The 24293-nt window shown below is 64.7% G+C and carries 18 protein-coding genes; 11 read left to right on the top strand and 7 right to left on the bottom strand.

Going from position 1 to position 24293, the window contains the following annotated elements; translation table 11 throughout:
- Window positions 1-11: 11 nt before the first annotated feature.
- The 3 genes from glpK (at window position 12) to CIT37_RS36460 (ending at window position 3230) form a co-directional block, all read left to right on the top strand.
- Window positions 12-1517: a glycerol kinase GlpK gene (glpK, locus tag CIT37_RS36470; protein ID WP_028142123.1), complete on the top strand. Its 1506-nt coding sequence runs from the start codon at window positions 12-14 to the stop codon at window positions 1515-1517.
- 182 nt (window positions 1518-1699) lie between these two features.
- The gene (locus tag CIT37_RS36465; RefSeq protein ID WP_095424661.1) at window positions 1700-2293 is read left to right on the top strand and encodes a GNAT family N-acetyltransferase; all 594 of its coding nucleotides are present in this window, start codon (window positions 1700-1702) and stop codon (window positions 2291-2293) included.
- A gap of 307 nt (window positions 2294-2600) precedes the next feature.
- The gene (locus CIT37_RS36460) at window positions 2601-3230 is read left to right on the top strand and encodes a glutathione S-transferase family protein (RefSeq protein WP_095424662.1); all 630 of its coding nucleotides are present in this window, start codon (window positions 2601-2603) and stop codon (window positions 3228-3230) included.
- A gap of 831 nt (window positions 3231-4061) precedes the next feature.
- Here the strand turns inward: CIT37_RS36460 and metH are convergent.
- Both metH and metF read right to left on the bottom strand, forming a co-directional pair.
- On the bottom strand, window positions 4062-7913 hold the full coding sequence (gene metH / locus CIT37_RS36455; RefSeq protein ID WP_095424663.1) for a methionine synthase: 3852 nt from the start codon (window positions 7911-7913) through the stop codon (window positions 4062-4064).
- A gap of 6 nt (window positions 7914-7919) precedes the next feature.
- On the bottom strand, window positions 7920-8840 hold the full coding sequence (gene metF, locus CIT37_RS36450) for a methylenetetrahydrofolate reductase [NAD(P)H] (protein WP_095424664.1): 921 nt from the start codon (window positions 8838-8840) through the stop codon (window positions 7920-7922).
- 398 nt (window positions 8841-9238) lie between these two features.
- Here metF and CIT37_RS36445 point away from each other — a divergent pair, with 398 nt between their 5' ends.
- The gene (locus tag CIT37_RS36445) at window positions 9239-10252 is read left to right on the top strand and encodes an LLM class flavin-dependent oxidoreductase (protein WP_095424665.1); all 1014 of its coding nucleotides are present in this window, start codon (window positions 9239-9241) and stop codon (window positions 10250-10252) included.
- A gap of 127 nt (window positions 10253-10379) precedes the next feature.
- Here CIT37_RS36445 and CIT37_RS36440 read toward each other — a convergent pair whose 3' ends face one another.
- Window positions 10380-11240, bottom strand: coding sequence for a prephenate dehydratase (locus CIT37_RS36440; protein WP_028142118.1), 861 nt, complete (start codon window positions 11238-11240; stop codon window positions 10380-10382).
- A gap of 39 nt (window positions 11241-11279) precedes the next feature.
- The gene (locus tag CIT37_RS36435; protein WP_095424666.1) at window positions 11280-12020 is read right to left on the bottom strand and encodes a 3-deoxy-manno-octulosonate cytidylyltransferase; all 741 of its coding nucleotides are present in this window, start codon (window positions 12018-12020) and stop codon (window positions 11280-11282) included.
- A 233-nt stretch (window positions 12021-12253) separates the two neighbouring features.
- Here CIT37_RS36435 and CIT37_RS36430 point away from each other — a divergent pair, with 233 nt between their 5' ends.
- The 6 genes from CIT37_RS36430 (at window position 12254) to CIT37_RS36405 (ending at window position 20755) form a co-directional block, all read left to right on the top strand.
- The gene (locus CIT37_RS36430; protein ID WP_028142116.1) at window positions 12254-12808 is read left to right on the top strand and encodes a c-type cytochrome; all 555 of its coding nucleotides are present in this window, start codon (window positions 12254-12256) and stop codon (window positions 12806-12808) included.
- Between the two features lie 212 nt (window positions 12809-13020).
- Complete coding sequence (locus CIT37_RS36425) at window positions 13021-14922, top strand: extracellular solute-binding protein (protein ID WP_038971333.1); 1902 nt, start codon at window positions 13021-13023, stop codon at window positions 14920-14922.
- A gap of 14 nt (window positions 14923-14936) precedes the next feature.
- Window positions 14937-16823, top strand: coding sequence for an extracellular solute-binding protein (locus CIT37_RS36420; RefSeq protein WP_095424711.1), 1887 nt, complete (start codon window positions 14937-14939; stop codon window positions 16821-16823).
- A 2-nt stretch (window positions 16824-16825) separates the two neighbouring features.
- Window positions 16826-17935: a microcin C ABC transporter permease YejB gene (locus CIT37_RS36415; protein WP_095424667.1), complete on the top strand. Its 1110-nt coding sequence runs from the start codon at window positions 16826-16828 to the stop codon at window positions 17933-17935.
- Entirely contained in the window at window positions 17935-19113 is a 1179-nt protein-coding gene (locus CIT37_RS36410) for an ABC transporter permease (protein ID WP_028142112.1), read from the top strand. The genes CIT37_RS36415 and CIT37_RS36410 overlap by 1 nt, the downstream gene beginning before the upstream one ends.
- 4 nt (window positions 19114-19117) lie before the next feature.
- Window positions 19118-20755: an ABC transporter ATP-binding protein gene (locus CIT37_RS36405; protein WP_095424668.1), complete on the top strand. Its 1638-nt coding sequence runs from the start codon at window positions 19118-19120 to the stop codon at window positions 20753-20755.
- A 343-nt stretch (window positions 20756-21098) separates the two neighbouring features.
- On the opposite strand, the gene CIT37_RS36400 is transcribed toward CIT37_RS36405, so the two are convergent.
- The 3 genes from CIT37_RS36400 to CIT37_RS36390 form a co-directional block, all read right to left on the bottom strand.
- Complete coding sequence (locus tag CIT37_RS36400) at window positions 21099-21380, bottom strand: hypothetical protein (protein ID WP_028142109.1); 282 nt, start codon at window positions 21378-21380, stop codon at window positions 21099-21101.
- Between the two features lie 199 nt (window positions 21381-21579).
- The gene (locus tag CIT37_RS36395) at window positions 21580-22422 is read right to left on the bottom strand and encodes a C40 family peptidase (protein WP_095424669.1); all 843 of its coding nucleotides are present in this window, start codon (window positions 22420-22422) and stop codon (window positions 21580-21582) included.
- Window positions 22415-23788, bottom strand: a complete 1374-nt coding sequence (locus CIT37_RS36390) for a leucyl aminopeptidase family protein (protein ID WP_095424670.1) — start codon at window positions 23786-23788, stop codon at window positions 22415-22417. The genes CIT37_RS36395 and CIT37_RS36390 overlap by 8 nt, the downstream gene beginning before the upstream one ends.
- Window positions 23789-23988: 200 nt before the next feature.
- On the opposite strand from CIT37_RS36390, the gene CIT37_RS36385 reads away from it, so the two are divergent.
- Window positions 23989-24192 carry a hypothetical protein gene (locus CIT37_RS36385; protein ID WP_018318792.1) on the top strand — a complete coding sequence of 68 codons (204 nt, stop codon included), beginning with the start codon at window positions 23989-23991 and terminating at the stop codon, window positions 24190-24192.
- Window positions 24193-24293: the final 101 nt, after the last annotated feature.

Here is a 24293-nt window from a genome sequence, read left to right as displayed (position 1 = left end):
GGTAAGCCGCCATGTCTTTCGTCCTCGCCATCGACCAGGGCACCACCTCCTCGCGCGCGATCGTGTTTCGCGGCGACATATCCATCGCGGCGAAGGCGCAGCAGGAGTTTCCGCAGCATTTCCCGGCCTCGGGCTGGGTCGAGCACGAGCCCGAGGACATCTGGACCTCGACGGTGATGGTCTGCCGCGAGGCGATCGAGCAGGCCGGCATCGCCGCGAAGGACATCGCGGCGATCGGCATCACCAACCAGCGCGAGACCACCGTGGTGTGGGACCGCGCCACCGGGCAGGCCGTGCACCGCGCCATCGTCTGGCAGGACCGCCGCACCGCCGACATCTGCGCCAAGCTCAAGGCCGATGGCCGCGAGCCCGTGATCTCGCAGAAGACCGGCCTGATCATCGATCCCTATTTCTCCGGCACCAAGGTCGCCTGGATCCTCGACCACGTCCCCGGCGCGCGGGCGCGCGCGGCGCGCGGCGAGCTGATGTTCGGCACGGTCGATTGCTACCTGCTCTGGCGCCTCACCGGCGGCAAGGTGCACGCCACCGACGCCACCAATGCCTCGCGCACGCTGCTGTTCAACATCCACACGGGACAGTGGGACGACGAACTGCTGGAGATCATCGGCGTGCCGCGCTCGATGCTGCCAGAGGTGAAGGATTCCTCTGCCCGCTTCGGCGAGAGCACGCCCGATCTGTTCGGCGGCGCGATCGCGATCTCAGGCATCGCCGGCGACCAGCAGGCCGCCACCATCGGCCAGGCCTGTTTCCGCCCGGGCATGATGAAGTCCACCTACGGCACCGGCTGCTTTGCCTTGCTCAACACCGGCACCACGCCGGTCGTGTCGAAGAACAAGCTGCTCACGACGGTCGCCTATCAGCTCGACGGAAAGCGCACTTACGCGCTCGAAGGCTCGATCTTCGTTGCCGGCTCAGCGGTGCAATGGCTGCGCGACGGCCTCGGCATCATCAAGCACGCCGCCGAGACCGGACCTCTGGCGGATCAGTCGGACTCCATGCAGAGCGTCTATCTCGTCCCCGCCTTCGTCGGCATGGGCGCGCCCTATTGGAATCCGCGCGTCCGCGGCGCGCTGTTCGGCCTCACCCGCAACACCGGCCCCGCCGAACTCGCCCATGCCGCACTCGAAAGCGTCTGTTACCAGACGTTCGACCTTTGGGCCGCGATGCGCGCCGACTGGCCAAGCTCGGAGACCGCCAGCGTCGTGCTCCGCGTCGACGGCGGCATGACGGCATCGGACTGGACCATGCAGCGCCTCGCAGATTTGCTGGACGCGCCGGTCGATCGCCCCGTGATCCAGGAGACGACAGCGCTGGGCGCCGCCTACCTCGCTGGCCTCCAGGCCGGCGTCTATCCCGAGCCCACAAAGTTCGCCGACAATTGGCGCCTCGAGCACCGCTTCAAGCCGAACATGAGCCAGGCCACGCGCGAGCGAAAGCTCGCGGGGTGGGCGCGCGCGGTGAAGGGCGTGCTGGCGAGCGACGAGGGGGAGGGGTAGTACGCCTCTCTTTCTCCGAGTCGTCCCGGCGAAGGCCGGGACCCATACTCCGCAGCAGATGTTGTGAACGGGACCCGTCGTTCCAGCCTCGCAAAGTAATCCACATTCGTGGTTATGGGTCCCGGCCTTCGCCGGGACGACATCGGATATGTAGCTCGCACTCGGCTCCACAGGAAACCGCAATGATCCTCCCCGACGGCTATTCGGACGTCCCCACCGGCAAGATCGCCGCCGTCGTCACCCACCTTGAGATGACCGCGCCTCCCGCACGCCGTGACGATCCTCCCGGTGCGTGGGTCCTGCGCAAGGTCGATGCGCCCGCGCTCGACTGGTACCGCGATCTCCACCGCCGCGTCGGCGAGGAATGGCTGTGGTTCTCCCGGGCGCGGATGAACGACACAGAGCTCGCCGCAATCATCCACGCAGCGGGCGTCGAGGTCTATGCACTCGCCGTAGACGGCCGCGACGAAGGCCTGCTGGAGCTGGATTTTCGCGAGGCCGGTCAGTGCGAGCTGGCCTATTTCGGCGTCACCGCGCCTCTGATCGGCACGGGAGCGGCCCGCTTCCTGATGAACCGCGCGCTTGACCTCGCTTGGTCGCGCGACGTCCGCCGCGTCTGGGTGCACACCTGCACGCTCGACCACCCATCCGCCGTCGCCTTCTACCAGCGCTCCGGCTTCCGCCCGTTCCGCCGCCAGATCGAGATCGCCGACGATCCGCGCCTCGACGGCACCGCGCCGCGCGACGCGGCGAAGCATGTGCCTGTTATCGGGTAGCGCGTGAGCAATGTAGCTCAGATGAGCGGCTGGTCCGTCGCCGCATCTCGCTCTAGCACATGTTGGCCAAGCTCGTCCGCTGCTACACGCTCCGCCGTCATCCTGAGGTGCGCGCTCTTGCGAGCAGGACGAGCGAGAGGAGAGATCGCAGATTCATGAGAGGAGCTCCGGCTGGTACATTGTCTATTGATCTCTCGTTGTTGCGTCACGCGCAATGCTCCGGTTCCAACATAGTTGTTGCAGGCAGCGTGCATTGGCGGTGAACTGGACGGCCCTGCCACGTCCAACCGCTGGAAGAGCGAGAACCATGTTCCTGATCGGCCAATATGATTCCCCCTTCGTCCGCCGCGTTGCGATCGCGCTGCGGCTTTACGGCCTTCCCTTCGAGCACCGGCCGTGGTCGACCTTCGGCGACGCCGACAAGATCGCGCCGTACAATCCGCTGCGCCGCGTGCCGACGCTGGTGCTCGACGACGGCGAGGCGCTGATCGAGAGCACGGTGATCCTGGACTATCTCGACGAACTCGTCGGCGAGGACAAGGCGATGCTGCCGCGCAGCGGCACTGATCGGCGCAGGCATTTGCGCATCTGCGCGCTCGCTTCCGGTCTCGGTGACAAGGCGGTGAGCCTGCTCTACGAGCGCGTGCTGCGGAAGGAGCAGCTCGCGTTGTGGGTCGCGCGCTGCCAGGCGCAGATTGCGGACGTGCTCGCCGTGCTCGAGGCCGAGCGCGCCAAGGTGACGACGCCGTACTGGCTGGGCGGTCGGATCGGCCATGCCGACGTTGCGGTTGCCTGCGTCGTCCGCTTCACCCGCGAGGCGCATCCGCAGCTATTCGATGCGTCGCGCTATCCGGCGTTGGCAGCCCACGGCGAGCGCTGCGAGGCATTGGCGCCGTTCCAGGAGATCGTGCAGCCACTGGCCCCGCCGAAGGGGTGAGGCCCCGGTGCTCGGCCCCAAGCTACCAGATCGTGGGTTGCCTGACGGGCAAAACACGCCAGCGCTGGGTCAATCAGCCTCGATCAAAATATTCCACTTTACCGAAATTCGGTTTCGGCGTATGTGTCGCCCATCCTGATCCGGCGAAAGGGGCGGTCGTACGTCGTCACGAGCCGCGGATCGGGGAGCGGTGGACGCGGCAGCGTCGTGCACGAGAGGCGGGAGCAGGGCGGGAGAACCCCGTGAGGTCCCGGCGGCGTGCAGACGAGCGGCGCTGATGCGTACGGCCAAATCGCGTGGTCCTAGCTGTCGTTGCTACAGTCAAGCCTTGCGGAGGTGCGCCAAGCCCGACCGGGCGAAGCGCATCGCCAATCCGCGAGGTGACGGAGGCAAGCAGGAACTCGTCTCCGGGGAGAGCGCGCCATACGCCGTCAGACCATCGCGCAGGGAAGGCCGGACGTTTCGGCTTCACCTGTTGATCCGTTGTGCATTGCGTGTGCATCTCATCGCACGACGGACCGTGGGTGCCAGCCGGCGCCCGGCCTTCCCTGCGCCCTTTCGCTATGAGGGCGTGACGCGAAGCGCAAAGCTCGGGCGGAAGCGCCGCGAGGATGCAAAGGTGTGTCTATTAAACAAAGGACTCGCGCCCCGGACGCAGCGCAGCGGTCCGGCGATGCGCAGCATCGTCCGGGGTGGTGCGCTGCAGAGCAGGGGCCCATCTTGCCGCGTGCCGTGCGGCTCCTGGGTCCCGGCTCGGCGCCACGTCGCTTGCGCGATGCCGCGCCGTCCGGGACACGGAGGCCTTCGCCATGAAGGGGAGAGCGCGAGCCCCTATCCCGCGCCAGCGCGCTTCTTCTGCCAGACCAGGTGCACCGCGCAGGTGCAGCCCGGCGGATGCGAGGCGAGATCCTTCGACGTCTCGTCATTCGCCGCCGTTGCCGCAAAGGCCTTGTCGCTGTCCTCTCGCGACGGGATGTAGTTCAGCACCGGCGCGAGCCAGCGCTCGGTTTCCGCGACGCTCATGCCCTTGCGTGCGGCATAGTCCTCGACCTGGTCGCGCTCGATCTTGCCGACGCCGAAATAATAGCTCTCGGGGCTGGCGAAATAGAGCCCGGACACAGAGGAGCCCGGCCACATCGCAAAGCTCTCGGTCAGCTTCACCCCGCAGGTTGCTTCCGCATCGAGCAGCTCGAACAGCGTCGCCTTCTCGGTGTGGTCGGGCTGCGCGGGATAGCCGGGCGCGGGGCGGATGCCCTGATACTTCTCGAGGATCAGCTCGTCGTTGGAGAGCGTCTCGTCCGGCGCGTAGGCCCAGAATTCGCGGCGCACGCGGGAATGCATGCGCTCGGCGAAGGCCTCGGCGAGACGGTCGGCCAGCGCCTTGCACAGGATCGAGGAGTAGTCGTCATTCGCCATCTTGAAGCGGTCGGCGACCGCATCCTCGCCGATGCCGGCCGTGACGACGAAGCCACCGACATAGTCGGGCACGCCCGCGGGCGCGACGAAGTCGGCGAGCGCGGCATTAAACCGACCTTCGCGCTTCTCGAGCTGCTGGCGCAGCGTGTGCAGCGTCGCGATCTTCTTGGTCCGGCTCTCGTCGGCGTAAACAGCGATATCGTCGCCGTCCGCGTTCGCCGGCCAGAAGCCGATCGTCGCGCGCGCCCGGAACCACTTTTCCTTGACGATAGTGTCGAGCATTTTTCGCGCGTCGTCATAGAGCGAGCGCGCGACCTCGCCGACCTTGGCATCGTCGAGGATGGCGGGGAAGCGCCCCGCGAGCTCCCAGGTCTGGAAGAACGGCGTCCAGTCGATGCAGTCGACCAGTTCGGTGAGGTCATAGTCGTCGAAGCTGCGGATGCCGAGGAAGGTCGGCTTCACCGGCTTGTTCTTGGCAAAGTCCACCGGCACGCGGTTGGCGCGGGCGGCAGCAAGCTTCAGGCGCTTCTTGTCGGCCTGCGCGCGCAGATGTGCCTCCGAGATTTTTGCGTATTCGGCACGCACCTCGGCGGCATAGGCTTCGCGCTTCTCGGGCGAGAGCAGCGAGGACGCAACGCCGACGGCGCGGCTGGCGTCGTTGACATGCACGACGGGGCCGGCCCGATAGCTCGGGTCGATCTTGACTGCGGTGTGCACGCGGCTCGTGGTGGCGCCGCCGATCAGGAGCGGCAGCTTGAGGCCCTCGCGCTGCAATTCGCCGGCGAAGAACGCCATCTCGTCGAGCGAGGGCGTGATCAGGCCGGAGAGACCGACGATGTCGGCCTTCTCCGCCTTCACGGTCTCGACGATCCTGGCGGCGGGCACCATCACGCCGAGGTCGATGACCTCGAAATTGTTGCACTGGAGCACGATGCCGACGATGTTCTTGCCGATGTCGTGGACGTCGCCCTTGACGGTCGCGAGCACGATCTTGCCGGCGGACGAGGAGCCCTCGGTGCCGATGCCGTTGGCGAGATTGCGCGCCTTCTCTTCTTCCATGAACGGCATCAGCCAGGCCACCGCCTGCTTCATCACGCGCGCGGACTTCACCACCTGCGGCAGGAACATCTTGCCGTCGCCGAAGAGGTCGCCGACCACGTTCATGCCGGCCATCAGCGGGCCCTCGATCACGTCGAGCGGACGCGAGGACGCCTTGCGGGCCTCCTCGGTATCCTGCTCGATGAACTCGGTGATCCCATGCACCAGCGAATGCGACAGCCGCTTCGCCACCGGCCATTCGCGCCAGGCGAGATCGGCTTCCTTGGTCTGGGTCTTGTTGCCGCGGAATTTTTCCGCGAGTGCCAGCAGGCGCTCGGACGCGCCCGGGTCGCGGTTGAGCACGACGTCTTCGCAAGTTTGGCGCAGCTCGGCATCGATGTCGTCATAGACGATCATCTGCCCGGCATTGACGATGCCCATGTCCATGCCGGCCTTGATGGCGTGATACAGGAACACCGAGTGCATGGCCTCGCGCACCGGCTCGTTGCCGCGGAACGAGAAGGAGAGGTTGGAGACGCCGCCCGAGATATGCGCGCCGGGCAGGTTCTGGCGGATCCAGCGCGTCGCCTCGATGAAATCGACGCCGTAATTGTTGTGCTCCTCGATGCCGGTCGCGATCGCGAAGACGTTCGGATCGAAGATGATGTCCTCGGGCGGGAAGCCGACCTTGTTCACCAGGATGTCGTAGGCGCGCTTGCAGATCTCGGTCTTGCGCGCGAACGTGTCGGCCTGGCCGACCTCGTCGAACGCCATCACGACCACAGCCGCACCATGACGGCGGGCGATCTTGGCCTCAAAGATGAACTTCTCCTCGCCTTCCTTCATCGAGATCGAGTTGACGACCGGCTTGCCCTGCACGCATTTCAGGCCGGCTTCGATCACCGAGAACTTGGAGGAGTCCACCATCACGGGGACGCGGGCGATATCGGGCTCGGCGGCGACGAGATTGAGGAACGTCACCATCGCGGCTTCAGAGTCGAGCAGGCCCTCGTCCATGTTGACGTCGATGATCTGCGCGCCGTTCTCGACCTGGTCGCGCGCGACCTGCAGCGCCGCCGTGTAGTCGCCGGCCGTGATCAGCTTGCGGAAACGGGCCGAGCCGGTGACGTTGGTGCGCTCGCCGACGTTCACGAACGGGATCGCGTCGGTCAGGATGAAGGGCTCGAGGCCGGAGAGCCGCAGGCGCGGTTCGATCTCCGGCACGATGCGCGGCTTGTGCGGGGCGACGCTAGCTGCGATCGCGGCGATATGCTCCGGCGTGGTGCCGCAGCAGCCGCCGACGATGTTGACGAGGCCGGACGCAGCGAACTCGCCGACCAGGCGCGCCATATATTCCGGCGTCTCGTCATACTGGCCGAATTCGTTGGGCAGGCCGGCGTTCGGGTAAGCGCAGACCAGCGTGTCGGCGACGCGGCCGATATCGGCGATATGGGCGCGCAGATCTTCGGCGCCGAGCGCGCAGTTGAAGCCGATCGTGACGGGTTTTGCGTGTCGCACCGAATTCCAGAACGCCTCCGGCATCTGGCCCGAGAGCAGGCGGCCGGATTTGTCGGTGATGGTGCCCGACACCATCACGGGCATGTCGATGCCGCGCGCTTCGGTGATCTCGGCGATCGCATAGAGCGCCGCCTTGGCGTTCAGCGTGTCGAAGATGGTCTCGACCAGCAAGAGGTCGACGCCGCCGTCGAGCATGCCGTTGATCTGCTCGCCATAGGACTTGCGCAGATCGTCGAAGGTGACGGCGCGGTAGCCGGGATTGGAGACGTCGGGGGAGATCGAGGCGGTGCGGTTGGTCGGGCCGATGGCGCCCGCGACGAAGCGCGGCTTGCCGTCCTCGGCCTCGACGCGCCGCGCGGCATTGCCGGCGAGGCGGGCGCCTTCGCGCGCCATCTCGTAGACGATGTCGGTGAGGTCGTAATCGGCCTGCGCGATCGACGTCGTGGAGAAGGTGTTGGTCGCGACGATGTCGGCGCCGGCGCGCAAATACGCCGCGTGGATGTCCTCGATTGCCTGCGGCTGGGTCAGAATCAACAGATCGTTGTTGCCGCGCAGGTCGCGATGAAAGTCCTTGAAGCGCTCGCCGCGGAAGGCGGCCTCGTCGAACTGCAGGTTCTGGATCATCGTGCCCATGGCGCCGTCGAGCACGAGAATGCGCTCGCGCGCGGCGTTCAGCAGGGCAGTACGTTTCGCGGAAACAGGTACGGTCATGTTGTCTCAGGCCGCTTTCTGGGCGCTCTTGGCGCGAATGCCGAGCAGATGGCTGATCGCGAACACGAGATCGGCGCGGTTCATGGTGTAGAAATGGAAAGTGTCGACGCCGTGCTTGGCGAGCTTCTGCACCTGGCCGGCCGCGACGGTTGCGGCCACCAGCTTGCGGGTCTCGGCGTCCTCGTCGAGGCCTTCGAATTTCGCGGCGAACCAGTCCGGCACGGTGGTGCCGGCGCGCGTCACGAAATTGCGGGCCTGCTTGAAATTGTGCATGGGCATGATGCCCGGCACGATCGGAATGTTGATGCCGCGCACCCGCACGCGGTCGAGATAGCGGAAGTAGAGGTCGTTGTCGAAGAACACCTGGGTGATCGCGCGCGTCGCGCCGGCATCGACCTTGGCCTGCAGCGTGTCGATATCATCATCGAAGTCGCGCGCTTCGGGGTGCTTCTCGGGATAGGCCGACACGGACACTTCGATGTCGGCATGCCGCTTCTTGATCCCCGCGACGAGCTCGGCCGAGCTCTGATAGCCGTCGGGATGGCTGGCATAGGGCGTGCCGATGCCGCCGGCGGGATCGCCGCGCAGGCCCACGATATGGCGGACGCCGACCTCGTGATAGCGGTCGACGATCTCGTCGATCTCGCCGCGCGAGGCACCGACGCAGGTCAGGTGCGCCGCCGGCAGCAGGGCGGTCTCTTTCAGGATACGGGCGATGGTCGAATGGGTGCGCTCGCGGGTCGAGCCGCCGGCGCCGTAGGTCACCGAGACGAATTTCGGGTCGAGCGGAGCGAGCCGGTTGATGGTCTCCCAGAGATTGCGCTCCATATCTTCCGTCTTGGGTGGAAAGAACTCGAAGGAGATCGCAGGCCGCTTCAGGTGCCCGTCTTGCCCGTCGGCTCGGGCAGGAATCGTCAGATCGGTCATGGCACCACTCGCTCCAGATGTGTCGCCAGATCCTGGCGGCCGACGGTCAGGTCCAGCTTGGGAGAGCCCAAGATAGGGCAAAGGCGGTCTGATCGACAGCCCATCAGGGATGGGAAATGGCCCACTTCTGTCGACAATAGATGAATTATTGAGCGTCTATCGATTTGAGTGGGATGTCGGTGGACTTACAATAATCTAGCTATTTCAACTATTTGTCAGAAAATTGGGGGCTGGCCGGGGCGGGCACGGTAGGTGGGCAATATGAAAGAAATGTTGTTTGGACTGCTCTTGGCCCACCGCCTCGCTTCGGTCGACTGCGCGGGCTCGCGGTCTGCACACGTCAGATCTGCGCAGCCGCCCCATTGTCGCCGCGCGGCCCTCCACTAGGTTAGCGCGCCATGATCCCGCTCTCAGTCCTCGACCTCTCCGTCGTCACCACAGGCACCAGGCCCGCCGCGGCGCTGCGCAACAGCATCGACCTGGCGCGCCATGTCGATGGGCTCGGCTATGTCCGCTACTGGCTCGCCGAGCATCACAACCTCGCCTCGGTCGCGAGTCCCGCGCCAGACGTCATGATCGGCCAGATCGCGGCGGTGACGAAGCATATCCGCGTCGGCTCCGGCGGGGTGATGCTGCCCAACCACGCCCCGCTGGTCGTCGCCGAGCGATTCAAGATGCTGGAGGCGCTGTTTCCCGGCCGTATCGACCTCGGCCTTGGCCGGGCGCCCGGCACCGATGGCGCCACCGCCTATGCGCTCCGGAGCCGGCTCGACCGCCGCGAGGGCGATGATTTCCTGGAGCGGCTGCACGAGCTGATTCTGTGGGAGACCCGTGAATTCCCCGCAGGGCACCCCTACCACAACGTCGTCGCCATGCCCGACGACACCAAGCTGCCGCCGATCTGGCTGCTCGGCTCCAGCGATTATTCCTCGGAATTGGCGGCACAGGTCGGCATGGGCTTCGCCTTCGCGCATCATTTCGCGTCCCACGACGCGGTCGACGCGATGGTGCATTACCGCAACCGCTTCCAGCCCTCGGCCTGGCGTGCGAGCCCGCAAGCGATCCTCGCGGTCGCCGTCGTCACCGCCGATACCGATGAGGAGGCCGAACGCCTTGCCAGCTCGTTCGACCTCAACCGGCTGCGCCGCGACCGCGGTCAATATCTGCCGCTGCCGAGCGTCGAGGAGGCCCAGGCCTATCCTTACTCCGACTCCGAGCGCACCTCGATCCTCCGCAACCGTTCCCGCCTGTTCGTCGGCAGCCCCGCGACGGTACGGAAGAAACTGCAGCCGCTGATCGACGCGAGCAAGCCGGACGAGCTGATGGCGATCACAGCGGTGTACGATCACGAGGCGCGGAAGAAGTCGTATTCGCTGCTCGCCGAGGCGTTCGGGCTTAAAGCGACCGCGTAAGAATATCGTGCCCCGGACGCAGCGCAGCGCTCCTTCAGCGATGCGCTGCAGAGCCGGGGCCCATCGCGCCTCCGGGTATCTTGGCCCCTGGGTCCCGGCTCGCGCTTCGCGCGTCCGGGACACGCGACTAATCCTGCTGCGCTTCGCTGAACGTGGCGCGGAAGGGGTGGCCGGGATACACGCCGACGATGCGGAATTCGCGCGAGAAGAATTTCAGCTCCTCGATCGCGAAGGCGAGGCCCTTGTCCTCGGGGTGGCCGTCGACGTCGGCATAAAACTGCGTTGCGAAGAAATTGCCGTCGACCATGTAGCTTTCGAGCTTGGTCATGTTGACGCCGTTGGTGGCAAAGCCGCCGAGCGCCTTGTAGAGCGCGGCCGGCAAATTGCGCACCCGGAACACAAAAGTCGTGACCAGCGGGCCGGAGCCTTGGGCGGCCCATTTCGGCTCGCGCGCCAGCACCACGAAGCGGGTGGTGTTGTGCGCCTCGTCCTCGATGTCCTCCGCGAGGATGTCGAGGCCGTAGATCTTGGCGGCGAGGCGGGAGGCGATCGCGGCCACCGTCTTGTCCTTGCGCTCGGAGATGTCGCGAGCGCTGCCGGCGGTGTCGGCATGCACGATCGGCTTGACGCCGAGCTTGCGGATGATGCGCCGGCATTGGCCGAGCGCATGCACATGGCTCTCGACGCTCTTGATGTCGTCGAGCTTGGTGCCCTTCACCGCCATCAGCTGATGCCGGACCGGCAAAAACCATTCGCCGATGATGAAAAGGCCGGAGGCCGGCAAGAGGTGATGGATATCGGCAACACGGCCCGCGACCGAATTCTCGATCGGGATCATGCCGAGATCGGCCTCGCCGGAGGAGATCGCCGACAGCGCGTCCTCGAAGGTGGCGCAGGGCATCGGCTCGGCGTCGGGATAGGCCTCGACGATGGCGATGTGGGAATTGGCCCCGGGCTCGCCCTGGAATGCGATCTTCATCTTGCTCATGTCTTAAAAGTGCTCCTGGGTCGGCCTTGTAACAGCGGCTCAGGATTTGGAAAGGATGCTGCGGGCGGTTTCCAGGTCCGCCGGCGTGTCGACCCCGCGGGGGACGGTGTCGACGATGGTGAAGTCGATGCGCATTCCGGCCTCGAGCGCCCGGAGCTGTTCGAGCTTCTCCTGCAATTCCAGCGGCGAGGGCGGCAGCGAAACGTAACGCTCCAGCGCGGCGCGGCGATAGGCATAGAGGCCGATATGGTGGTAACGCGGTCCATCGCCGGTCGGCGCGGTGGCGCGGGTGAAATAAAGTGCACGCATGCGCTTGCCGCCGAGCGAGGTTCCGATCGCCTTCACGACGCTCGGGGCGAGGTCCTCCTCCTCGGTGTGGATCTGCGAGGCCAGTGTCGCTATGTCCACGGCCGGGTCCTGCAGCGGCGGCAGCACCTCGCGGATGTTGTCGATCGTGATCGTGGGGAAATCGCCCTGCAGATTGACCACGATCTCGGCCTTGCCGTCCGGATCGAGCTTCTGCATGGCCTCGTGGATGCGGTCGGAGCCGGAGGGGTGTGTGGGGCTGGTCATCACAGCCTCGCCGCCATGGGCCGTCACGACCGAAGCGATCTCGGGCGTATCGGTCGCGACCGCGACCCGGCCGATTGCCGCGGCCTCGGCGCGGCGCAGCACGTGCACGATCATCGGCAATCCCGCGATATCGGCGAGTGGCTTGCCGGGCAGGCGGGTGGCGGCCATGCGGGCCGGGATCAGCACCAGGATGCGAGGATCGATCATCGGGTTCAAAGGTCTGGGGTCAAGAGCCTGGAAACGGGGCGTTTTCCGCGCCGGGAAATGGGTGGGGACGGGCCGAAAGCCGGGTCGCTTATACGGGTTGCCAGACCCCGGGCAAACCGATATCTCAATGGCAAAACTCGGGGAAACGATAGGGAACGCTTGATTCTCCCGAGGCTCGTCCTGGCGGCCGCCTGGCCGCTCGATTCTTCTTGCGGTGTGGGGCCTGGCCGGAAATGGACTCTTTCGAACTCAATAAAATTCTCGGTGCTGTGCTCGGCACCTGTCTCCTTCTGCTGGTGACCAGCTTCACCGCCAACGCGCTGTTCACGCCGAAGCCGCTCGAGAAGCCGGGTTTCGAGATCGCCGTGAAGGAAGATGCCGGCCACGGCAAGGAAGGCGGCGCTGCCGCCGCGGCCTCCGAGCCGATCGAAAAGTTGCTCCAGACCGCCTCCGTCGAAAAGGGCGCCTCCGCCGCCAAGAAGTGCGGCGCCTGCCACACCTTCGAGAAGGGTGGCCCGAATCGCGTCGGTCCGAATCTCTATGGCGTCGTCGGCGAGAAGAGGGGTGAGGGCCGCGGCGGCTTCAACTTCTCCGCTGCCATGAAGGGCAAGGGCGGTACCTGGACGTTCGACGACCTCAACAAGTTCATCGCCAATCCGAAGGGCTTCATCCCGGGCACCGCGATGGGCTTCGCCGGCATTGCCAAGGATTCCGAGCGCGCCGACGTCATTGCCTATCTGAACTCGCTGTCGGAGCATCCTCAGCCGCTGCCGACCGCGTCGAAGTAAGGCCTCAAGAACCCGATCTTGGAATATGCGGCCAGGCTGAAAAGCCTGGCCGTTTGCTTATCCGGGCCTCGCGGCGAGTTTATCGGGGCGTTTGGCCGCATCAGACAGGCCGCCCGGCCTTCCAAGATGAGGAAAAAGCAACATATTCGGTCGAAACCTCGCCTATATTGGGACCTTAAAGGAGTAGCCTCCTTCAAGACAGGACTATTGATTTGGCCATAACCCGACGCGATCTCCTGCTCACCGGCACTGCGGCCGCAGCGCTCCCCGCCCTCGGTTCCGTAGCGGGCCTTTCCGTCGTCGGCCGTGCCGAGGCGCAATCGGCGAATGAGCTTCCTTGGCGCCATGCTTTGTCGCTGTTCGGAAAGGTCAAGTACCCCGCCGACTTCACGCGCTTCGACTACGTCAATCCTGAAGCGCCCAAAGGCGGCGTCGCGCGCCAGATCGCGGTCGGCACCTTCGACAATTTCAATATCGTCGTGTCGGGCGTGAAGGGGCAGGTCGCCGGCGCCGTCGCATTCATCTACGAATCCCTCACGACGCCCTCGCTCGACGAAGTCTCGACCGAGTACGGCGCGCTCGCCGAGGCCGTCAGCCATCCGGACGATTTTTCCTTCGTCACCTATCGTTTGCGGCCGGAGGCCAAATGGCACGACGGCAAGCCCGTTACCGCGGATGACGTGATCTTCTCGCTCGATTCCTTCAAGAAGCACCACCCGATGTACTCGGCCTATTACAGCCATGTGGTGAAGGCCGAGAAGCTCGGCGAGCGCGAGGTGAAATTCGTATTCGACGCGCCGGGCAACCGCGAACTGCCGCAGATCGTCGGGCAACTCACAGTCCTGCCGAAGCATTGGTGGGAAGGGACCGACGCGCAGGGCCGCAAGCGCGACGTGTCCGCCACCACGCTTGAAGTCCCGCTCGGTTCTGGCCCCTACAGGGTCAAGGACTTCGTTGCGGGACGGTCGATCGCGCTGGAGCGCGTCAAGGACTATTGGGGCCGCGACCTCGCCTCCAATGTCGGCCGCAACAATTTCGACGAGCTGCGCTACGAATATTTCCGCGACGCCACCGTCGCGATCGAGGCCTTCAAGGCCGACCAGGTCGATTGGCGCACCGAGAACAGCGCGAAGAACTGGGCGACCGCCTACGACTTCCCGGCCGTGAGCGAAAAGCGCGTGATCCTCGAGGAGTTCGCCAATCGCAGCTCGGGCGTGATGCAGGCGTTCGTGCCGAACCTGCGCCGCGGCAAGTTCAGCGACCCGCGCGTGCGGCGCGCGCTCAACTACGCGTTCGACTTCGAGGAGATGAACAAGCAGATCTTCTACGGCCAGTACAAGCGCATCAACAGCTATTTCGACGGCATCGACGAACTCATGGCGACCGGCTTGCCGCAGGGCAAGGAGCTTGAGATCCTCGAGACCGTCCGCACCCAGGTGCCGCCCGAAGTCTTCACCACGGCCTACACCAATCCGGTCGGCGGCAATCCGGAAGCCGTGCGCGATAATCTGCGCGAGGCGCTCCGCCTGTTCAAGGAGGCCGGCTACGAGGTGCGCGACCGCAAGCTGACCGACGTCAAGACCGGCGTCCAGTTCACGCTCGAACTGCTGAACTCGGATCCGAGCTTCGAGCGGATCACGCTGTTCTACAAGCCGTCCCTGGAGCGGCTCGGCATTGCCGTCAACGTGCGGACGGTCGACCCGACCCAGTACGAGAACAGGACGCGCGAGTGGGATTTCGACATCGTCACAAACTCGTGGGGCGAGTCGCAGTCGCCAGGCAATGAGCAGCGCGAGTTCTGGTCGTCCAAGACGGCTGACATCGCCGGCTCGCGCAACATTGCGGGCATCAAGAATCCCGCAATCGACAAGCTGATCGAGCGGGTGATCTACGCCGCCGATCGCGACGATCTCGTCGCGGCCACCAAGGCACTCGACCGCGTGCTGCTGTGGAATCATTATGTCGTGCCGCAATGGACTTATAACAAGGTGCGTACGGCACGCTGGGATCGCTTCGGCCGGCCGACGGAAATGCCCAAATACGGCCAATCCGGCTTCCCGTTCATCTGGTGGTACGACGCAGAGAAGGCGGCGCGGATCGCAAAGAAGTCGTGAAGGACATTCCCCGCATGACGCAGATGTCACGCCGCCACGTGCTGGCCCTCGGTGTCGGCGGCACCCTCGGGATGTCGCTGGGCGCGCAGCCGTGGCGCGGAGCGCATGCATCGGAAGCGGGGATCGAAGCTCACGGCATCTCGGCGTTCGGCGATCTCAAATATCCCGCCGACTTCCACCATTTCGACTACGTCAACGTCGATGCGCCGAAGGGCGGCACGTTCTCGCTCATTCCGTCGGTGCGCGCCTACAACCAATCCTACCAGACCTTCAACTCGCTCAACGCCTTCATCCTGAAGGGGGACGGCGCGCAAGGCATGGACATGACCTTCGCGCCGCTGATGGTGCGCGCAAGCGACGAGCCTGATGCGATGTACGGGCTTGCCGCCAAATCCGTTCAAATATCGCCGGACAAGCTGGTCTACCGCTTCACGATGCGTCCGGAGGCGAAATTCCACGACGGCACGAAGCTCACCGCGCAGGATGCGGCGTTTTCGCTGATGACGCTGAAGACCAAGGGACATCCCCTGATCCTGGTGCAGCTGCGCGACATGGTCAGCGCAGAGGCGGCCGACGATGCAACGCTCGTCGTCACCTTTGCCAAGGGGCGGGCGCGCGACGTGCCGCTCTATGCCGCCAGCCTGCCGATCTTCTCGAAGGCGTACTATGCGTCTCGCCCGTTCGATGAATCGTCTCTGGAGATCCCGCTGGGCTCGGGTCCGTACAAGGTCGGCAAGTTCGAGGTCAATCGCTATATCGAGTATGAGCGGGTGAAGGACTGGTGGGCTGCCGATCTGCCGCCCTGCCGCGGTACCTACAATTTCGATGTCGTGCGCTATGAGTTCTATCGCGACCGCGACGTCGCTTTCGAAGGATTTACCGGCAAGAACTATCTCTACCGGGAAGAGTTTACCTCGCGCATATGGGCGACGCGGTACGACTTCGCGGCCGTGAAGGACGGCCGCGTCAAGCTCGAGATCGTGCCCGACGACACGCCGTCCGGTGCGCAGGGCTGGTTCATCAACACCCGGCGCGAGAAATTCAGGGATCCCCGCGTACGCGAGGCCCTGATCGACGCTTTCGACTTCGAGTGGACCAACAAGACCATCATGTACGGCGCCTATGCCCGTACGGTGTCGCCGTTCCAGAACTCCGATCTCATGGCGAGCAACGGACCTCCTTCGCCGGAAGAGCTGAAGCTGCTCGAGCCATTCCGCGGTCAGGTTCCCGAGGAGGTGTTCGCTGCGCCCTTCGCACCGCCGGTGTCCGACGGATCGGGGCAGGACCGCGCGCTCTTGCGCAAGTCGCAGCAGCTGCTCAACGAAGCCGGCTTTCCGATCAAGGATGGCAAGCGAATGCTGCCGAGCGGAGAGGTGTTCAAGATTGAATTCCTGGCGGAGGAGCCCTCGCTCCAGCCGCATCACGCGCCGTATATCAAGAATTTGGGGACGCTCGGCATCGAGGCGAGCCTCCGCCTCGTCGATGCCGTGCAATATCGCGCGCGCGTGGAAGATTTCGACTTCGACATGACGATCCAGCGCTTCAGCATGTCGGCAACGCCCGGCGATGCCATGCGGGCGTTCTTCTCGTCGCAAGTCGCGGCAACCAAGGGCTCGTACAATCTCGCGGGCGTCGCCAGCCCGGCGATCGACGCCATGATCGAGAAGATCATGGCAGCCGAGAGCCGCGAGGAATTGACTGTCGCCTGCCGTGCCTTTGACCGCTTGTTCCGCGCCGGCCGCTATTGGGTGCCGCAATGGTATAACAAGACGCACCGGCTCGCGTACTGGGATCAGTTCAGCCATTCCCAGAAGCTGCCGCGCTACGCCAATGGCGTCGGCGCTCCCGACATCTGGTGGTCCGACCGCGCCAAGGCGGCCAAGCTCGAGCAGGCGAAATAGCCATGAGTGCCTATATCGCCCGCCGCATCCTCCTGATGATCCCGACATTGCTCGGAATCCTGTTCGTCTCCTTCGTCGTCGTGCAGTTCGCGCCCGGCGGCCCGGTCGAGCGCGTGATCGCGCAGCTCTCGGGGGCCGACACCGGCGGCACCTCGCGCATTTCGGGCGGCAGCGATTTTGCGCAGCGCGCGCCCGGGCAGGTCGGGGCCGGCGGCGATGCCATCAACTCGAAATATCGCGGCGCGCAGGGCCTTGATCCCGACTTCATCAAGAAGCTCGAGGCACAGTTCGGCTTCGACAAGCCGGCGCCGGAACGCTTCGCGCTGATGGTTTGGAACTTTGCCCGCTTCGATTTCGGCAAGAGCTATTTCCGCGACGTCAGCGTTCTGCAACTGATCAAGGAGAAGCTGCCGGTCTCGATCTCGCTCGGTCTCTGGCTGACGCTGATCACCTATCTGATCTCGATCCCGCTCGGCATCCGCAAGGCGGTGAAGGACGGCACGCGCTTCGACACCTGGACATCGACCGTTCTCGTGCTGGGCTATGCCATTCCAGGCTTTCTGTTCGCGATCCTCCTCATCATCCTGTTTGCCGGCGGCTCCTTCTTCAACTGGTTCCCGCTGCGCGGACTGACCTCCGACGGCTGGTCGCAGTTTCCCTGGTACTGGAAGATCATCGATTATTTCTGGCATCTGGCGCTGCCGCTGATCGCCATGGGGCTCGGTGCCTTCACGACCATGACGTTCCTGACCAAGAACTCGTTCCTGGACGAGATCCGCAAGCAATACGTCATGACTGCGCGCGCCAAGGGCTGCGGCGAGGGCCGGGTGCTTTACGGCCATGTCTTCCGCAATGCGATGCTGATCGTGATCGCGGGCTTCCCAGGGACGTTCATCCACGCCTTCTTTTCAGGCTCGCTTCTGATCGAGACCATCTTCTCGCTGGACGGGCTTGGGCTGCTCAGCTTCGAGAGCGTGCTCAATCGCGACTATCCCGTGGTGTTCGGCACGCTCTACATCTTTTCGTTGGTCGGCCTCGTGATCAATCTGGTCTCCGACCTGACCTATATGTGGATCGACCCACGGATCGATTTCGAGGCGCGGGAGGTCTGATGACGATTACCGCGCCGACGCCGATCGAGACCACGACCCAGTCCCCGCTGGGCGAGGTCGTTCCGATCACGCGCAAGCCCTTCGCGCCTTCGCCGCTCAACAGGCGGCGTTGGCAGAACTTCAAGGCCAACCGCCGCGGCTACTGGTCGTTCTGGATCTTCATCATCCTGTTCGTGGTCTCGCTGTTTGCGGAGCTGATCGCCAACGATCGGCCTTTCCTGATCAAGTTCGACGGCCGGCTCTACTGGCCCGCTTTCGTGACCTATTCGGAAACCACCTTCGGCGGCGACTTCGAAACCGCGGCCGACTATCGCGATCCCTATTTGCAGAAGCTGATCAAGGACAAGAACGGCACCATCGTCTGGCCGCTGATCCGCTACTCCTACGACACCCACAATCTCGACCTGCCGACGCCGGCGCCGTCGAAGCCGACCTGGATGCTGACCGAAGCGCAATGCAAGCCGGTGGTGGAGAAGAAGGGGCTGAAGAGCTGCCGCGACCTCGAATACAACTGGCTGGGGACAGACGACCAGGGGCGCGACGTGGTCGCGCGGCTGATCTACGGCTTCCGCATCTCGGTGCTGTTCGGCCTTTGCCTCACCATCGTCTCGTCCGTCATCGGCATCGCAGCAGGAGCGGTGCAGGGATATTTCGGCGGGCGGGTCGATCTCATCTTCCAGCGCTTCATCGAGATCTGGACGGCGATTCCCTCGCTCTATCTTCTCCTGATCCTGTCCTCGGTGCTCGTGCCAGGCTTCTTCGTGCTGCTCGGCATCCTCCTGCTGTTCTCCTGGGTCTCGCTGGTCGGTCTGGTGCGGGCCGAGTTCCTGCGCGGACGCAACTTCGAATACATCCAGGCGGCGCGGGCGCTCGGCGTCTCCAACCCCGTCATCATGTTCCGCCACCTGCTGCCGAACGCGATGGTCGCGACCATGACGTTCCTGCCCTTCATCGTGTCGAGTTCGGTGATGACGCTGACGGCGCTCGATTTCCTGGGCTTCGGCCTGCCGCCGGGATCGCCGTCGCTCGGCGAATTGCTGTCGCAGGCGAAGGCCAATGTGCAGGCCCCCTGGCTCGGCTTCTCCGGCTTCTTCTCGGTCGCGAGCATGCTGTCGCTCCTGATCTTCATCGGCGAAGCCGTGCGCGACGCCTTCGATCCGCGCAAGACGTTCAGGTAAGCCGATGGACGCGATCAACCAGCCCCTGCTTGCCGTTCGCGACCTTTCGGTCGCCTTCCACCAGGGCGGCAGCACCACGCTCGCGGTCGACAAGGTCTCGTTCCAGATCAAGCGCGGCGAATGCCTGGCGCTGGTCGGCGAATCCGGCTCAGGCAAGTCCGTCAGCGCGCTCTCGATCCTCAAGCTGTTGCCCTATCCGAACGCCTCGCACCCCTCGGGCAGCATCCGCTTCAAGGGGCAGGAACTGATCGACCGATCCGAGCAGCAGATGCGGGAGATTCGCGGCAGCGACATCTCCATCATCTTCCAGGAGCCGATGACCTCGCTCAATCCGTTGCACACGATCGAGGCGCAGATCGGCGAGATCATCCAGCTGCACAATCCGACCAGCAACGCGGAGGCGCGCCGGCGAACGCTGGAATTGCTGACGCAGGTCGGTATTCCCGAGCCGGAGACGCGACTGAAGAGCTATCCGCATCAGCTCTCCGGCGGTCAGCGCCAGCGTGTGATGATCGCGATGGCGCTCGCCAACGAGCCGGATCTGTTGATCGCGGACGAGCCGACGACGGCGCTAGACGTCACGGTGCAGGCGCAGATCCTGGCGCTGCTCGCCGAGATCCGCTCGCGGCTCGGCATGAGCCTGCTCTTCATCACCCACGATCTCGGCATCGTGCGCCGCATCGCCGACACCGTCTGTGTCATGAAGAGCGGCGAGATCGTGGAGCAGGGGCCGGTCGAGCAAGTCTTCAAGGGCCCGAAGCATCCCTACACGCGCGACCTGCTCGCGGCGGAGCCGAAGCCCGATCCGGCGCCGCCGCAACCGGATGCGCCGTTGGTGATGTCCGCCAACGACCTGAAGGTCTGGTTTCCGATCAAGCGCGGCCTGATGCGCAAGACCGTCGGCCACATCAAGGCGGTCGACGGCGTCAGCATCGCCGTGCGCAAGGGCGAGACGCTCGGTGTGGTCGGCGAGTCAGGCTCGGGCAAGACCACGCTGGGGCTGGCGCTGCTGCGGCTGATCTCCTCAAACGGGCGTATCGTGTTCTTGGGGAACGACATCCAGGGCCTGCGCTTCAAGGAGATGCGGCCGTTCCGGCGCGACATGCAGATCGTGTTCCAGGACCCGTTCGGCTCGCTCTCACCGCGCATGTCGGTCGCCGACATCATCGCCGAAGGTCTCTCGGTGCATCAGCCGAAGCTGTCGCACGAAGAGCGCGAGGCGCGCGTCGTCAAGGCGCTGGAGGACGTCGGGCTGAAGCCTGACACCCGCCACCGCTATCCCCATGAATTCTCCGGCGGCCAGCGCCAGCGCATCAGTATCGCGCGGGCGGTCGTGCTGGAGCCGGATTTCGTCGTGCTGGACGAGCCGACCAGCGCGCTCGACATGCTGTTCCAGGCGCAGATGGTCGATCTGTTGCGCGAGCTCCAGCGCAAGCGCGAGCTCACCTACATGTTCATCTCGCACGATCTGCGCGTCGTCGCTTCGCTTGCGAGCCATCTGATCGTGATGCGCGGCGGCAAGGTCGTCGAGGAGGGGCAGGCCGCCCAGCTGTTCAAGAACCCGAAGACCGAATACACGCGCGCGCTGTTCGCGGCGGCGTTCCGGCTGGAGACGGCGGGCAACGGGTCGGTGGCGACGTAGCGCGTCATTCCAGACGCGCGACATTGCGGCGCCCTGAGCGTTTCGCCGGAGCAGGCTGCACGGGGCAGCCCGCCTTGATGTTACGCGGCGCGTTCCTTGTCTGGCGCTTCCTCGAGTGTGGCCGCAGTGTCTTCCAGCTTCTTGTCGTAATTGGCCTCGAGCCTCTCGATACTATCGGCCCACATCCTCAGCATTGAGACCTGGAAGTGCATCATCGGCTAAAGGCATTCATGCCGATTGCTGTCGCTGCGGCGATGCGCCGTTGAGGGTCGCGCACGAAACGGTTTGCATTGGTGTCGTCTGCCATGCTGTTCGTTCCTTCGCTCTGGTGTTATGACCTAAGCTATCTGTCCTGTTGCGAACTGCTTGCTTCCAAACGCTCGGCCAGAAGTTCATCTGCCGCGCGGCGCGCGCATTGGTCGTCATGCAATTCATCGAGCTTTTTCAAGTAGGCGACCGCGGCTATCTGCAGGAGATCGAAATCATCCTCGCCGGTACCGCGAAGATTGGAGATGTAGCTGTAGAGGGCGGAACGCCTGTCGTCGTTCTCGCTGATGCCGCTGTGGAGCAGCAAATAGTTTCGCCAAGCGAACGCACACGCGCCTTCTCTGGCTTGAGAACTCATGGGCACCTCCTAAAGCCAGAGAAAGACTGGCGCCGCGTTTCGTTCCGCAAATCTCCTCAGATGTAACGTTGTTCCGTAGCTGCGCCGCAAGGTAAACCATACTTCCGGTGCCAATGCGCAGGTTCCGTCAGCAACCGCGTCCGAAACCTGTTCGGATGCCGAGAACAAAGATCGGGTATGATCCCCGCGATCCACGGCCCTAAAGCCGCTTGATCGCGACGACCTCGCTGCCGGCCTGCCTGATCCGCGCAATCGCAGGCTCGATCGCCTCGATCACCGTCGCCATGTGATGCGCGTTGGCGTGAACCATCGTGCTGCCATCGCGGACGATGGCGACATGGCCCTTCCAGAAAATGAGATCGCCGCGCAGCAAGCTGCTGCGCTCATGCGGCTCCAGCGCGCGGCCGAGCCCCGCCTGCTGCATGTCGCTGTCGCGTGGGCAGCCGATGCCCGCTGATGTCAGCGACACCTGGACGAGGCCGGAGCAATCGATGCCGAAACTGCTTTTGCCGCCCCAGAGATAGGGCGTGCCGGCGAAGCGTTCGGCGACCGTCACGAAATCCGGCTCGCGATGATCGAGCGGGGCGAGATGGGCCTTGGGCAAATATTGTCCATCGCGCGTCACGGTGAAGCTGCCGTCCTCGCGCGCCACAGCCAGCCTGGATCCCATCACGAGCGTATCGGCCGGCGGCAGCTTGATCGACGGACCGGGGAAGGCGAACGTCCGCAGCGCGCTGACCACATGGGTCGGCGTCGCCGAGGGTTTCATGAGCGCTGCATCGGGCAGCCAGCCGACATAGCCATCGCCATTGAGCTGGCCCCACGCCCAGCCCTCGCCGTTGCGGTCGTAGACCGTGACGCGTTCGCCGCGCAGCGCCTCCGTCATCAGCATCGCGCCCGACGACGGCTGCTCGCGCACCGGCGCGACCGGATCGACCACCTCGAATTCCTCGCCGGTGACGAAGCGATCAGCCTCGACCTTGCCTTCGAGATATTTCGCGGCGAGGTCGCCCCGCGCCGGGGTTATTCGCGGATCATGCATAGCGCTCGCTCAGCAAGGTGTAGATGGCGCGTGCGGCCTGGCACTCGCCGCCTTCGGGACGGGCCGGCTTTGCCGACGGCGTCCAGCCGTAGATGTCGACATGCAGCCAGCTCTTCGCCTGATCGACGAAGCGCTGCAGGAACAGCGCGCAGGTGATCGAGCCGGCAAAGCCGCCTGATGGTGCGTTGGTGATGGTAGCGGTCTTGGTGTCCAGCCAGGAATCGTAAGGCGGCCACAACGGCATGCGCCACAACGGATCGTTCTCCTGCATCGCGCAGCGCGATAGGTCGGCGGCAAGGCTCTCATCATTGGTGTAAAAGGGCGGCAAATCCGGTCCCAGCGCGACACGCGCGGCACCGGTCAGCGTGCCCAGATCGATCAGCAGATCGGGCTTTTCCTCATCAGCCAGCGCCAGCGCGTCGGCGAGCACCAGCCGGCCCTCCGCATCCGTATTGCCGATCTCCACCGTGATGCCCTTGCGCGAAGTAAAGATGTCGAGCGGGCGGAAGGCGTTGCCGGCGACCGCGTTCTCCACCGCGGGAATCAGCACGCGCAGCCGCACCTTCAGCTTCGCATCCATCACCATGCGCGCCAGCGCGAGGACGTTGGCCGCGCCGCCCATGTCCTTCTTCATGATCAGCATGCCGCTCGACGGCTTGAGGTCGAGACCGCCGGTGTCGAAGCAGACGCCCTTGCCGACCAGCGTCACCTTGGGATGATCGGGATCGCCCCAGCCGATGTCGATCAGACGCGGCGCGCGGTTCGAGGCCATGCCGACGGCGTGGATCAGCGGGAAGTTCTTCTCCAGATCATCGCCGACGGTGCAGGCGAAGCTTGCGCCGAACTCTGCGGCGAGGTCTTGCGCGGCGGCAGCCAGCTCCGCCGGCCCCATGTCGTTGGAGGGCGTGTTGATGAGGTCGCGCGCGAGCATCGCCGCATCAGCGATCCGCTCGATCTCGGCCGCATCGACGCCATCGGGCGGCGCCAGCCGGACGTCGGACCTGTCAGCCTTGCGGTACCGCGCGAAGCGGTAGCGCCCGATCGCAAAGGCGAGCGCCGCCAGCCGTGCATCGTGGGGTGCATTGGCAAAGCGATAGATTCCCGGCGGCAGCAGGCCGGGCAGGGCGCCGGGCCGGAACAGGTCGCGCGATCTCGCCCCCTCGTCCTCGAGGCCGAACAGCACCTGTGCGATTGCGCCGTCGGGCGCAGGCAGCGCCAGATAGGCACCCGGCTTGGCGGCAAAGGCGCATGCCGCGGCGAACGCGCGTTGCTGCGGCGGCAGCGCCTCGGCGACCTGATCCCAGCTCGATTTGGTGACGAAGGTGATCGGGATGGCGGCGGGTGACGTCTCGAAGACAGAAGGCATTGGCGGGTCCGGATCGTCAGATCAAACGGGTCATGCGAATGGATGAGACTTCGCAGAGTTTCGCCGCCGCTGCAATCGGCTTTGCTGTCACCGTTCAGCGAGCCGCTACTCGCGGCGAGGGGGCCATGCTAGGTTCCGGCAACGGTCGCCAGAGTTGGAGATCAGGCGACCGACGACAAAGCGCGCCGGGAGGAAATGCAATGGAATTTGTGTGGAGCGTGGTCACATTCATTGGCGAGGCCATCGAGGCGATTTTCGGCTATGTCGAGCACCACCATTGGATCTTCGCGTTCCTTGCCGGCGGTTACGTCTTCTATCTCCACGACCGCTCCGTCCACGCGCGGTTCGATGCGCTCGACAGGCGCGTCGACGAAATCCGCAAACGGCTTGCCATCGAATATTGATCGGGCAAGACGAAAACGTCGTCGCACGGATCTCGTATCTCGTGTTGAGGGCTGCCGTTCCCGAGAGCGCGGCCTCGACCTGCTGCTGGATTGCAACCGCT

It is taken from the genome of Bradyrhizobium ottawaense, assembly GCF_002278135.3.
Lineage (GTDB): Bacteria > Pseudomonadota > Alphaproteobacteria > Rhizobiales > Xanthobacteraceae > Bradyrhizobium > Bradyrhizobium ottawaense.
The sequence above is the reverse complement of the archived record's forward strand: the minus strand, read 5'-3'. Positions and strand labels throughout refer to the sequence as shown.

Bases quoted from the DNA above. Each gene is read 5' to 3' on its own strand.
- glpK (WP_028142123.1), top strand. From the start codon at position 12: ATGTCTTTCGTCCTCGCCATCGACCAGGGCACCACCTCCTCGCGCGCG.
- CIT37_RS36465 (WP_095424661.1), top strand. From the start codon at position 1,700: ATGATCCTCCCCGACGGCTATTCGGACGTCCCCACCGGCAAGATCGCC.
- CIT37_RS36460 (WP_095424662.1), top strand. From the start codon at position 2,601: ATGTTCCTGATCGGCCAATATGATTCCCCCTTCGTCCGCCGCGTTGCG.
- metH (WP_095424663.1), bottom strand. From the start codon at position 7,913: ATGACCGTACCTGTTTCCGCGAAACGTACTGCCCTGCTGAACGCCGCG.
- metF (WP_095424664.1), bottom strand. From the start codon at position 8,840: ATGACCGATCTGACGATTCCTGCCCGAGCCGACGGGCAAGACGGGCAC.
- CIT37_RS36445 (WP_095424665.1), top strand. From the start codon at position 9,239: ATGATCCCGCTCTCAGTCCTCGACCTCTCCGTCGTCACCACAGGCACC.
- CIT37_RS36440 (WP_028142118.1), bottom strand. From the start codon at position 11,240: ATGAGCAAGATGAAGATCGCATTCCAGGGCGAGCCCGGGGCCAATTCC.
- CIT37_RS36435 (WP_095424666.1), bottom strand. From the start codon at position 12,020: ATGATCGATCCTCGCATCCTGGTGCTGATCCCGGCCCGCATGGCCGCC.
- CIT37_RS36430 (WP_028142116.1), top strand. From the start codon at position 12,254: ATGGACTCTTTCGAACTCAATAAAATTCTCGGTGCTGTGCTCGGCACC.
- CIT37_RS36420 (WP_095424711.1), top strand. From the start codon at position 14,937: ATGACGCAGATGTCACGCCGCCACGTGCTGGCCCTCGGTGTCGGCGGC.
- CIT37_RS36415 (WP_095424667.1), top strand. From the start codon at position 16,826: ATGAGTGCCTATATCGCCCGCCGCATCCTCCTGATGATCCCGACATTG.
- CIT37_RS36410 (WP_028142112.1), top strand. From the start codon at position 17,935: ATGACGATTACCGCGCCGACGCCGATCGAGACCACGACCCAGTCCCCG.
- CIT37_RS36405 (WP_095424668.1), top strand. From the start codon at position 19,118: ATGGACGCGATCAACCAGCCCCTGCTTGCCGTTCGCGACCTTTCGGTC.
- CIT37_RS36400 (WP_028142109.1), bottom strand. From the start codon at position 21,380: ATGAGTTCTCAAGCCAGAGAAGGCGCGTGTGCGTTCGCTTGGCGAAAC.
- CIT37_RS36395 (WP_095424669.1), bottom strand. From the start codon at position 22,422: ATGCATGATCCGCGAATAACCCCGGCGCGGGGCGACCTCGCCGCGAAA.
- CIT37_RS36390 (WP_095424670.1), bottom strand. From the start codon at position 23,788: ATGCCTTCTGTCTTCGAGACGTCACCCGCCGCCATCCCGATCACCTTC.
- CIT37_RS36385 (WP_018318792.1), top strand. From the start codon at position 23,989: ATGGAATTTGTGTGGAGCGTGGTCACATTCATTGGCGAGGCCATCGAG.